Consider the following 11914-nt stretch of genomic DNA (forward strand, 5'->3'; position numbering starts at 1 on the left):
CGGGGTTTTCCACATGACGTTCGACGACGCGCGCGATGATTTCTCGCGCCTGCATCGGGTCTTCACGTTCCATCTCGGTGTGGGCGTCGCCCTCGCCTGGATGACCGCCCTGTATTCGGCCTGCTACGCCCCCTGGGTCCGCAACATCCGCGCGCTCATCGACCCGGCCGGCGGCACCCAGACCGTCGAGAGCACCTGGTCCTTCCTGTTCGTCCTGCCCGTCGTCCTCACGATCGCCTGGATCAGCCTGTATTTCGGCCGCGAGACCCTGCGCCGCTCGCAGACCCTGCCCAACGTCGCCCTCGAATTCGCCGCGGCCGCTGCGGTGGCCTTCGGCGTGTTCTATCTCTCCATCGATCGCGCGGTGGCCGCCCTCTATATCGGCCTCTGACGGCACCGCGCGGGCAGTCGGAGGCGGCTTGGCGCCGCCTCCTTTCTCACGTCACTGAACCTGAGCGAGCAGGGGCTCGAACCGCTTGGCGGCGAGCTTGTTGTGCGTCACCGCCTTGGCCGCCTCGAGGTTCTGCGGCTTGTCGCCGACCACCACCACGGCGATCATGCCCATGAGGTAATGCGGCGAGCACTTGATGCCGTAGACCCCGGGCTTGTCGAACGTGACGACCTCCTCCTTGCCCAGGACGGTCTTGAAGGTCTCCGCTCCCTCGGGCGCCATGCCCTTGATCAGCTCGGCATTGTGCCCCTTGTCCTGGGGGACGAACTTGATGCTGTCGCCCGGCGCCAGTTTCACGAAGGCGGGGTCGAAGACCATCAGACCACCCGGTCCGCTATTGAGGGTCTTCACGGCGATCTCGGCGGCGAAAGCGGCGGGGCCGGTGGCGATGCACAGGGCCAGCGTGCCCATGAGCGTTCCTAGCTTGATCATTCTTATCCTCGATTTAGTCTTGTTCGAGATCGACAAGGCGCCGATCGTCTCAATTACACGGCTCCATCGAGGGCGCAATATTGTGCGATTTCCAAGTTCTATAGTTATTATAGTTCGATTGTCTTCGGTGGCGAACCGGCGCCCGTCCGGGGCGGCCACAATCGTCGCCAAGCCTCTTGGCGCTCTTCCAAAACCCGCCCGCCGCGTGTAGACGCGAACCCTAACGATCATTCACGCCGCTCGCGTCCATATCCGGCCCGCTCCAGATTGTGGCGCCGCGCTTGACGGACGCGCGCGTCCGCAAGCCAAGGCGCCCGATGCCGAAACGCACCGACCTCTCCACGATCCTCATCATCGGTGCCGGTCCGATCGTGATCGGGCAGGCCTGCGAGTTCGACTATTCCGGGACTCAGGCGTGCAAGGCCCTCCGCGAAGAGGGCTACCGGATCGTGCTGGTCAATTCGAACCCGGCGACGATCATGACCGACCCGGACATGGCGGATGCGACCTATGTCGAGCCGATCACGCCGGAGATCGTCGCCAAGATCATCGAGAAAGAGCGCCACGTCCTTCCCGGCGGCTTCGCCCTGCTGCCGACGATGGGCGGCCAGACGGCCTTGAACTGCGCCCTTTCGCTCAAGAAGCTGGGCATACTCGAAAAATTCGACGTCCAGATGATCGGCGCCACGGCCGAGGCCATCGACAAGGCCGAGGATCGGCAATTGTTTCGTGACGCGATGACCAAGATCGGCCTGGAAACGCCGAAATCGGCCGTCGCCAACGCATCCGCCGCCAAGAAGGTAGATCGCGAAAAGTACCTCGCCGAGATCGCCCGGATCGAGACCTCCATCGACGAGGCCGCCCGCCCGGCGGCCCTCACCGCCTTCGAGAAGAAGTGGCATGCGGGCGAATCCGACCGGCGCAAGCGCTACGGCGAGCATGCCATCGGGCAGGCCCTGATCGCGCTGGCCGAAGTCGGCCTCCCGGCCATCATCCGCCCCTCCTTCACCATGGGCGGCACCGGCGGCGGCATCGCCTACAACCGGGAAGAATTCCTCGACATCGTCGAGCGCGGCATCGACGCCTCGCCGACCAACGAGGTCCTGATCGAAGAGAGCGTCCTCGGCTGGAAGGAATACGAGATGGAGGTCGTTCGCGATAAGAACGACAACTGCATCATCGTCTGCTCCATCGAGAACATCGACCCGATGGGCGTCCATACCGGCGATTCCATCACCGTGGCGCCGGCGCTGACGCTGACAGACAAGGAATACCAGGTGATGCGCGACGCGTCGCTCGCGGTGCTGCGCGAGATCGGCGTGGAGACCGGCGGCTCGAACGTGCAGTTCGCCATCGATCCGGCCACCGGCCGGATGATCGTCATCGAGATGAACCCGCGCGTGTCGCGCTCGTCGGCGCTGGCCTCCAAGGCCACGGGCTTCCCCATCGCCAAGGTCGCGGCCAAGCTCGCGGTGGGCTACACCCTCGACGAGATCGCCAACGACATCACCGGCGGCGCGACCCCGGCCTCGTTCGAGCCGACCATCGACTACGTCGTCACCAAGATCCCGCGCTTCGCCTTCGAGAAGTTCCCCGGCGCCGAGCCGACGCTCACCACGGCGATGAAGTCGGTGGGCGAGGCCATGGCCATCGGCCGCTGCTTTGCCGAATCGCTGCAGAAGGCCCTGCGCTCCCTGGAGACCGGCCTCACCGGCCTCGACGAGATCGAGATCGAGGGGCTCGGCAAGGGCGACGACCATAACGCCATCAAGGCGGCTCTCGGCACGCCGACGCCGGATCGTCTCCTCAAAGTGGGACAGGCGCTCCGCCTCGGCGTCAGCCACGAGGAGGTCCACGCCTCGTGCAAGATCGATCCGTGGTTCCTGGAGCAGCTGCAGGCGATCATCGACCTGGAGAACCGGGTCAAGGCCCACGGCATTCCGAACACCCCCGGCGCGCTGCGCCAGCTCAAGGCCGCCGGCTTTTCCGATGCCCGCCTCGCCGTGCTCGCCAAGACCGACGAGGACAGCGTCCGCGCCGCCCGCCGGGCACTGGGCGTCCGCCCGGTCTTCAAGCGCATCGACACCTGCGCGGCCGAGTTCAAGGCGCCCACCGCCTATATGTACTCCACCTACGTCGCGCCCTTCGCCGGCACCGTGGTGGACGAGGCGCAGCCGACCGACGCGAAGAAGGTCATCATCCTCGGCGGCGGACCCAACCGCATCGGCCAGGGCATCGAGTTCGACTATTGCTGTTGTCACGCGTGCTTCGCGCTCACCGAGGCCGGCTACGAGACCATCATGGTCAATTGCAATCCGGAGACGGTCTCCACCGACTACGACACCTCCGACCGCCTCTATTTCGAGCCGCTGACCCAGGAGGACGTGCTCGAGATCATCGAGACCGAGCGGCAGGCCGGCACGCTGCACGGCGTCATCGTCCAGTTCGGCGGCCAGACCCCGCTGAAGCTCGCCCGCGCCCTCGAAGCGGCCGGCGTGCCGATCCTCGGCACCTCACCGGACGCCATCGACCTCGCCGAGGACCGCGACCAGTTCAAGCGCCTCCTCGACAAGCTCGGTATGAAGCAGCCGAAGAACGGCATCGCCTATTCCGTCGAGCAGAGCCGCCTCGTGGCCTCCGATCTCGGCCTGCCCTTCGTGGTGCGCCCGAGCTACGTGCTCGGCGGCCGCGCCATGGCGATCATCCGCGACGAGGTCCAGTTCGCCGATTACCTCCTCGACACCCTGCCGAGCCTGATCCCGTCGGACGTGAAATCCCGCTACCCCAACGACAAGACCGGCCAGATCAACACGGTGCTGGGCAAGAATCCGCTCCTGTTCGACCGCTACCTGTCGGATGCCACCGAGATCGACGTGGATGCCATCTGCGACGGCAAGGACGTCTACATCGCCGGTATCATGGAGCACATCGAAGAGGCGGGCATCCATTCGGGCGATTCCGCCTGCTCGCTGCCCTCGCGCTCGCTCTCGCCGGAGACCATCGCCGAGTTGGAGCGCCAGACGAAGGCGATGGCGCTGGCCCTTCAGGTCGGCGGCCTGATGAACGTGCAATACGCCATCAAGGACGGCGCGATCTACGTGCTGGAGGTGAACCCACGGGCATCCCGCACGGTGCCTTTCGTCGCCAAGGTCATCGGCGAGCCCATCGCCAAGATCGCGGCGCGGGTCATGGCCGGCGAGCCGCTGGCGAGTTTCGGGCTCGAGCCGAAGGTCCTCGACCACATCGCCGTCAAGGAAGCCGTGTTCCCCTTCGCCCGTTTCCCCGGCGTCGACGTCCTGCTCGGACCGGAGATGCGCTCCACCGGCGAGGTCATCGGTCTGGATTCGAGCTTCGGCGTCGCCTTCGCCAAGAGCCAGCTCGGCTCGGGCACCCTCGTGCCGAAGAGCGGCGCGGTGTTCGTCTCGGTCCGTGACGCCGACAAGGCCCGCATCCTGCCGGCCATCCGGGAGTTGTCGGAGGCCGGTTTCACCATCGTCGCCACCAGCGGGACGCAACGCTACCTCGTGGAGAACGGCGTCCCCACGGAGCGGGTGAACAAGGTGCTGGAGGGTCGGCCGCACGTGGTCGATTCGATCAAGAACGGCGACATCCAGCTCGTGTTCAACACGACGGAAGGCGCAGGCGCCCTGGCAGACTCGCGCTCCCTGCGCCGGGCCGCCCTCTTGCATAAAGTGCCGTACTACACCACTCTAGCCGGAGCGATGGCGGCGGCCGAGGGGATCAAGGCCTATCTCGAAGGCGATCTCCAAGTCCGTGCCTTGCAGGAATACTTCGCGGCTTAACATTTGATGTGGTGTCCGTCTTGATGGACACAGCAGATGCCAAGGCTTCAAGACCATCTTACTCTGGCCCGGAGGGAGCGTTCCGCTCCCGACCGGGCCTATTCATTGTGGCGCGAGACGATGACGATAGACAAGGTTCCGATGACGGTGCGCGGGTTCGCTGCGCTGGAAGCCGAGCTGAAGCATCGCCAGCAGGTGGAGCGCCAGCGCATCATCCAGGCCATCTCCGAAGCTCGGGCGCTCGGCGACCTGTCGGAGAATGCCGAGTATCATGCCGCCAAGGAGGCCCAGTCCCACAACGAGGGACGGGTGATGGAGCTCGAGAGCATGATCGCCCGGGCCGAGGTCATCGACGTCACCAAGCTGTCGGGCACGAAGATCAAGTTCGGCGCCACGGTGAAGCTCGTCGACGAAGATACCGAGGAAGAGAAGACCTACCAGCTCGTCGGCGAGCCGGAGGCCGACGTCCGTTCGGGTCTGGTCTCGATCACCTCCCCCATCGCCCGCGCCCTCATCGGCAAGGGCGTCGGGGACACGGTGGAGGTGACGACCCCCGGGGGTGGCAAATCCTACGAGGTCGTCGCGGTCCAGTACGGCGTTTGACGCCCGAGGCTTCGACCATGCGCCAGACGGTATCTCGCTGGTCCGTCACGGTCTGGCGGCGGGCTTGGATCGGCCTCGTGGCCGTCCTCGCCATGGCATCCCCTGCCCTGGCCGAGGGCCTGTCGTCCTTTGGGGCCACGCAATTGTCGGTGATCCGCGTCGATGTGGGGCCGCTCCTGGCGCAGGGCGGCGGCGCGCCGGCGGAAGCCTTGCGTGACGATCTCCTCGGCGCGCTCAACCGCGAGTTCGCGGACAGGATCGGGGGCGCCGGTCCGGTTCTGGTGGTGAGGATCAAGAGCCTGTCGCTCCGGCCCTATACCGGGAGCGAAGGGGGCCGCAGCGGCTTCGGCGGCGGCTCGCAATCCGACTATCTCGACGGCGAAGCCTTGATCGTCGGTCGTCGCGGCGAGGTTCTGGCCCGGCATCCGCAGCTATCCGCGCTGCCGTCGAGCTCGGGCGGGGCGTGGTACGATCCGGATTCCGAACGTCGCCGCGTTGCCGCGATCGCCCAGCATTATGCCGGCTGGCTGCGCCGGGCATTCCCGTCGAACTGACGCTGCCATGTCGATATCGGGAGCGTCCGGCGTGATGCGATCTGCTGGAGAGGACCTCAGCCCCGGCCTCGCCGCCAACCTGGCGCATGTGGGAGCCTGGATCGTCACCGACGGCAAGGCCGGTGACGAGAACCAATGCATCGGTCTCGCGGAGACCCTGGGCCTCGATTTCGAGATCCACCGCGTCGCCCCCCGCCCCCCCTTCGGCTGGCTCGCCCCATGGGGACCGATCGATCCGCGCGACCGCCCCGGCCTTCGCGGCGGTGCCCTGGCCGGCCCGTTCCCCGAGATCGTGATCGCCTCGGGACGCCGCGCGGTTCCCTATCTGCGCGCGATCCGCAAGGCGTCGAAAGGCCGGACGTTCACCGCGTTCCTGAAGGATCCCCGGACGGGCCACGACACCGCGGACTTCATCTGGGTGCCGGATTACGACGATCTTCGCGGGCCGAACGTGTTCACGACCCTGACGGCACCGCATCAGGTCACGGCGGCGCGGCTGGCGGCGGCGCGCCGTTCCCCCGACCCGCGCCTGGTCCGGTTGCCGGGGCCGCGCGTCGCGGTCCTGATCGGCGGCGACAGCCGCCATCTCAGCTATCGTTCCGCCGACATGAAGCGGCTGCTCGCCCGCCTGACGAAACTCGCCGATGGCGGATCGTCGCTGATGCTCACGGTATCCCGCCGAACGCCGCCGCCCCTGCGGACGGCGCTTCAGCGCCTCGTCACGGAAAAGGGCGGCTTTTTCTGGGACGGTTCCGGGACGAACCCCTACGTCTCGCTGCTCGCCCTCGCGGACGCCATCGTGGTCACGTCGGATTCGGCCAACATGGTGGGAGAAGCGGTGAGTAGCGGTGCGCCGGTGCTTCTCTTCGATCTCCCGAAGACTTACATTCGGCACAGGCGGCTCTTTGCCGGACTGGCCATGGTGGGCGCCCTGAAGCCCTTCACCGGTCGTCTGGAAGAGTTGCATTACACCCCCCTCGACGCGACGCCGGCCATCGCAGAAGCTATGGCCCGCGCCTATATCGAGCACCGCGCCGGGTTGGTACCTGCGCCGCGGCCGTAGGAGACGTCCGAACCATGGCCCCCCACCATTCCAAGCTCATCATCATCGGCTCAGGCCCGGCCGGGTACACCGCCGCCATCTATGCCGCTCGCGCCATGGTCGAGCCGCTGCTGATCTCCGGCTTCCAGCCCGGCGGCCAGCTCATGATCACCACCGATGTCGAGAACTATCCGGGCTTCGCCGACCCGATCCAGGGTCCATGGCTGATGGAGCAGATGCGGCTCCAGGCCGAGCATGTGGGTACCAGGATCGTCTCCGAATACATCACGAAGGTCGACCTGCAGGCGCGGCCCTTCCATCTGGAAGCGGATTCCGGCGAGACCTACACCTGCGATGCGCTCATCATCGCCACCGGCGCGCAGGCGAAGTGGCTCGGCTTGCCGTCCGAGGCCAAGTTCCAGGGCTTCGGCGTCTCGGCCTGCGCCACCTGCGACGGGTTCTTCTTCCGTGGCAAGGAGGTCGTGGTGGTCGGCGGCGGCAACACCGCCGTGGAAGAGGCGCTCTATCTCGCCAACCTCGCCGCGAAGGTCACGGTGGTGCATCGCCGGGGCGAGTTTCGCGCCGAGCGCATCCTGCAGGAGCGCCTGTTCAAGCATCCCAATGTCGAGGTGGTCTGGCACCACGCGATCGAGGAAATCTGCGGCACGCAGGCGCCGCCCTCCGTCACGCATCTGCGCCTGAAGGACGTGCGCTCGGGCGCGGTCACGGAGCTCAAGGCGGACGGCGTGTTCGTCGCCATCGGGCATCAGCCGGCAACGGGGATTTTCGAGGGGCAGCTCGCCATGCGCCATGGCGGCTATATCGAGACGAAGCCGGGTACCACCGAGACGGCGATCCCCGGTGTCTATGCCGCCGGCGACGTTACGGACGACGTCTACCGGCAGGCGATCACCGCGGCCGGGATGGGCTGCATGGCGGCCCTGGAGGCGGAAAAGTACCTCGCGGCCCTCGAACTCGGCGAAACCCCACAGCAGGCTGCAGCGGAATAGGGAAATCTTTGTTCGGCGCCTTGCGTCGGACATCAACCTAATCGCAAGATCGTTGTCCTAAAACCAGCGTGAGCCGAGTTCCATCGGCTCGGCGTCCCATGTTGCCCGGCCGAACTGCATGAAACGGCGGCCGGGCACGCCGAGACACGGCAAGAACCGATGCCTGACCGTACCGGGTCCGACATCGGACATCCTGCCGTCGGCACGGGGCTGCGGGAGGGGGTTGGACGCCGTGGACTGGGACAAGATCCGGATCTTCCTCAACGTTGCCGAAGCCGGCAGCTTCACGCGTGCCGGCGACGATATCGGCCTGAGCCAATCGGCGGTGAGCCGCCAGATCAGCGCCCTCGAACGGGAGTTGAAGGCCCCGCTCTTCCACCGCCATGCGCGCGGCCTCATCCTGACCGAGCAGGGCGACCTGCTGTTCCGGGCAGCGCGGGACATGAAGCTGCGCCTGGAGAACACCAGGGCGCGGCTGGTGGAAACGAGCGAGCGGCCGAGCGGCGACCTCAAGGTGACGACGACGACGGGCCTCGGCACCTCGTGGCTGGCCCAGCGCGTCGCCGAGTTCCTCGACCTCTATCCCGACGTGCGCGTCGAACTCATCCTCACGAACGAGGAACTCGATCTCGCCATGCGCGAGGCGGACGTCGCCGTCCGGATGCGGCGCCCGGCCCAGCCCGACCTGATCCAGCGGCGGCTGTTCACGGTCCACTACCATGCCTTCGCCTCGGCCGATTACGTGAAGCGGTTCGGCGAACCCAAGGTGATCGCGGATCTCGACAACCACCGGCTCGTGTCGTTCGGCGGCAACGAGCCGTCCTACCTGCTGGCGACTCACTGGCTCTCGACAGTGGGCCGCGAGGGCCAGGAACGGCGGACGATCCACTTCACGGTGAACAACATCGCCGCCCTGCAGAAGGCGATGGAGACCGGCGCCGGCATCGGCATCCTCCCCGACTACGCCGTGGAGGGGCAGACCGGTCTCATGCAGGTCCTGCGCGACGTCGAGATGCCGCACATGGAGAGCTACCTCGTCTATGCTGAGGAGATGCGCTCCGTCGCCCGCGTGCAAGCCTTCCGCGACTTCCTCGTGGCCAAGGCCCAGCGCTGGACCTACTGACCGGACGCTCGCTCAGACGAACAGGCGCTCGTTCTCAAGGCCCTTGTAGAGCCCGGCCACCTGCTCGCCATAGCCGTTGTAGATCAGGGTCGGAACACGCTGGTCGGTGCCGAGCACGCGCTCCGATGCTTGGCTCCAGCGCGGATGCGAGACCGCCGGGTTCACATTGGCCCAGAAGCCGTATTCCGAGGCCTGCAGGCCTTCCCAGAAGGTCTTCGGCCGCTCGGCGACGAAAGACAGCTTCACGATCGACTTCACTGATTTGAAGCCATACTTCCACGGCACCGCGAGCCGGATCGGCGCGCCGAACTGGTTGGCCAGCGGCTTGCCGTAGATACCGGTGGCGATGAAGGCGAGGTCGTTGTTGGCCTCCTCCATCGTCAGCCCTTCCACATAGGGCCACGGATACAGGAACGAGCGCTGTCCCGGCGCCATGGACTTGTCCATGAACGTCTCCATGCGGAGGTACTTCGCCCCCGAGGCCGGCTTTGCCAAAGCGACGAGCTTCGAGAACGGGAATCCCGTCCAGGGCACCGACATCGACCAGGCCTCGACGCAGCGGTGGCGGTAGAGGCGCTCCTCCAGGCTCATCTTCCGGACGAGATCGTCGATTCCGATCTCGAACGGCTTTTCGACCAAACCGTCGATCTTGATGGTCCAGGGTCGGGTCTTCAGGGCGTTGGCCGCCGGCAGCACGGTCTTCGAGGTGCCGAACTCATAAAAGTTGTTGTAATCGGCCGAGAACTTCTCGGCCGTCAGCGGACGGTCGAGGGTATAGGCCTCGTTGCGCGCGGCCGGATAGAGGCCGCTCGTCGGGTCGGCGGCGGCGCGCGCGCCCTCCACGCCGACAAGCGAGGTCGCCGCAAGGCCGGCGGCGCCGCCGAGCAAGGCGCGGCGGTTCAGGAAGACGCTCTCGGGCGTGGCGAGGCGCTCAGGCATTTCCCAGCCGCGTGTCCGCTTGATGTACATGTGGCGTCCTCGAACAAAGAAGGGATGGCCGCGCGGGGCGGCCTCGTCCCGCGAAGATCGGCCTCGCTGACCGTCCGTGCAACAGGGCCGATCGTCACCATTCGGCGAGACGCCGTCGCGGGTTACATCGGCGGGCACGTCAGGCGCGCGGCATCTCCTCGCGCAGCGCCCGGCGCAGCACCTTGCCGACATTGGTCTTCGGGAGGGCGTCGTGGAAGACGACGCGCCTCGGCACCTTGTAGCCGGTGAGCTGCGAGCGCGCGTAGGTCCGCAGCGCCTCGACGCCGACGCTTCTGTCCTTGAGCACCACATGCGCCACGACCATCTCGCCGGTCTCCTCGCATGGCGTACCGACCACGGCGCATTCGAGAACGCCGGGATGTCCGACGAGGATCTCCTCCACCTCGTTCGGGTAGACGTTGAAGCCCGAGACCAGGATCATGTCCTTCATCCGGTCGACGATCCGCACCTGCCCGTCCGCCTGGAGAACCGCCACGTCACCGGTGCGGAAGTAGCCGTCACTGGTCGTCGCCCGCGCGGTCTCGTCCGGCCGCTTCCAGTAGCCCGCCATCACCTGGGGGCCGCGTACGCAGAGTTCGCCGGGCTCGCCGGGGAGGGCGTCCCTGCCCTCGGCATCGCGGATCGCCACATCGGTGGAGGGAACCGGGAAGCCGATCGTGCCGGTCCAGTCCGCCCGCGGGTCGTTCACGCAGACCACGGGTGAGGTCTCCGAGAGTCCGTAGCCCTCGACGATGGACTTGCCCGTGATCGCCTTCCACCTGGCCGCCACGGGGGCCTGCACGGCCATGCCGCCGGCGATCACGAAATGGACCTTGGAGAAATCCACCTCCGCGATCTTCGGATGGTTGTTCAACAGATTGAACAGTGTGTTCACTCCGGAGAAATGTGTGAAGCGGTTGCCCTTCAGGGTCTTCACGAACCCGTCGATGTCGCGGGGATTGGGAATGAGCAGGCAGCATCCGCCGATGCTCATGAACAGGAAGAAGCAGCCGGTGAGAGCGAAGATGTGATAGAGCGGCAGGGCCGTGACCATGACCCGGTCGACCCCGTCGGTTTCCGACACGCAGAACCAGACCCGGCACTGCGCCACGTTGGCGACGACGTTGGCATGGGTCAGCATGGCGGCCTTGGCGGCGCCCGTCGTCCCCCCGGTATATTGCAGGAACGCGAGATCCTGCGGCCCGACCGACACCGACGCTTTCGGCAGGCTTCGGCCGCGGCGCAGGACCGTCTCGAAGCGCAGCGTCTTACCCTCGGGCAGGCGATAGGGAGGCACCGCCTTCTTGATGTGGCGCGAGACGAGATCGACGATCCGGCCCTTGAGGCCGAGCCCGTCGCCCGGTCCGGCGACGACGATGCGGTCGAGGTCGAGGTCGGCGCCCGCACTGGCGACGGTATGGGCGAAATTCTCGAGGACGAAGAGCGCTCGAGCCCCCGAATCGTTGATCTGCACCGCCAGTTCGCGCGGGGTGTAGAGCGGGTTGATATTGACCACGACACAACCGGTCAGGAGGATTCCGTAGATCGCCGCCGGATAGGCCGGCACGTTCGGCATCATGACGGCGATCCGGTCGCCCTTGCCGAACCCTTCGGCCACCAGCCAGGCCGCGATCGCGTCGGCGGAGGCACCGAGTTCGGCATAGGTGATGGACTTGCCGAAACAGCGGATCGCCGGGCGGGCGGCACATTCCGTTGTGCCGAGGCGCAGGATGTCCACGAGGGTGCGCCGGCTCGCGACATCGATCTCGGCCGGGACGCCGGGCGGATACATGGAAAGCCATGGGCGCACGGAAAGCGGCCCTTGGGCCATGCCATGGATCATCTCGATCCTCCCTCTAGATGCGCGGGGCGGCTTGGTGCCACCTTCGTTCACATGTGCACTATTTTTCCGGCGTCCCGCGTATGG

At 66.4% G+C, this 11914-nt stretch carries 10 protein-coding genes; 7 read left to right on the top strand and 3 right to left on the bottom strand.

Going from position 1 to position 11914, the window contains the following annotated elements; genetic code table 11:
- Positions 1 to 13 precede the first annotated feature (13 nt).
- Entirely contained in the window at positions 14 to 391 is a 378-nt protein-coding gene (locus FPV16_RS04060; protein WP_227436278.1) for a hypothetical protein, read from the top strand.
- Positions 392 to 442: 51 nt separating this feature from the next.
- On the opposite strand, the gene FPV16_RS04065 is transcribed toward FPV16_RS04060, so the two are convergent.
- Entirely contained in the window at positions 443 to 883 is a 441-nt protein-coding gene (locus FPV16_RS04065; protein WP_413629175.1) for a pseudoazurin, read from the bottom strand.
- Positions 884 to 1200: 317 nt separating this feature from the next.
- Between FPV16_RS04065 and carB the strand changes: the two genes are divergently transcribed.
- The 6 genes from carB (at position 1201) to FPV16_RS04095 (ending at position 9018) form a co-directional block, all read left to right on the top strand.
- The gene (gene carB, locus FPV16_RS04070; protein ID WP_227436280.1) at positions 1201 to 4686 is read left to right on the top strand and encodes a carbamoyl-phosphate synthase large subunit; all 3486 of its coding nucleotides are present in this window, start codon (positions 1201 to 1203) and stop codon (positions 4684 to 4686) included.
- A gap of 126 nt (positions 4687 to 4812) precedes the next feature.
- Positions 4813 to 5289, top strand: a complete 477-nt coding sequence (greA, locus tag FPV16_RS04075; RefSeq protein ID WP_187273304.1) for a transcription elongation factor GreA — start codon at positions 4813 to 4815, stop codon at positions 5287 to 5289.
- 17 nt (positions 5290 to 5306) lie between these two features.
- On the top strand, positions 5307 to 5843 hold the full coding sequence (locus FPV16_RS04080; protein WP_227436282.1) for a hypothetical protein: 537 nt from the start codon (positions 5307 to 5309) through the stop codon (positions 5841 to 5843).
- 34 nt (positions 5844 to 5877) lie between these two features.
- Positions 5878 to 6906, top strand: coding sequence for a mitochondrial fission ELM1 family protein (locus FPV16_RS04085; protein WP_227436467.1), 1029 nt, complete (start codon positions 5878 to 5880; stop codon positions 6904 to 6906).
- A gap of 14 nt (positions 6907 to 6920) precedes the next feature.
- Positions 6921 to 7895 (top strand): thioredoxin-disulfide reductase, encoded by a 975-nt coding sequence (trxB, locus tag FPV16_RS04090; protein ID WP_227436284.1) that lies wholly within the window; start codon positions 6921 to 6923, stop codon positions 7893 to 7895.
- Between the two features lie 232 nt (positions 7896 to 8127).
- Positions 8128 to 9018: a LysR family transcriptional regulator gene (locus FPV16_RS04095; RefSeq protein WP_227436469.1), complete on the top strand. Its 891-nt coding sequence runs from the start codon at positions 8128 to 8130 to the stop codon at positions 9016 to 9018.
- 12 nt (positions 9019 to 9030) lie between these two features.
- Here the strand turns inward: FPV16_RS04095 and msrP are convergent, their stop codons facing one another.
- Positions 9031 to 9987, bottom strand: a complete 957-nt coding sequence (gene msrP, locus FPV16_RS04100) for a protein-methionine-sulfoxide reductase catalytic subunit MsrP (protein WP_227436286.1) — start codon at positions 9985 to 9987, stop codon at positions 9031 to 9033.
- A 139-nt stretch (positions 9988 to 10126) separates the two neighbouring features.
- Complete coding sequence (locus FPV16_RS04105; protein ID WP_227436471.1) at positions 10127 to 11818, bottom strand: AMP-binding protein; 1692 nt, start codon at positions 11816 to 11818, stop codon at positions 10127 to 10129.
- Positions 11819 to 11914 lie beyond the last annotated feature (96 nt).

Origin of the sequence: Methylobacterium sp. W2 (assembly GCF_020662345.1) — a bacterium.
Taxonomy (GTDB): domain Bacteria; phylum Pseudomonadota; class Alphaproteobacteria; order Rhizobiales; family Beijerinckiaceae; genus Methylobacterium.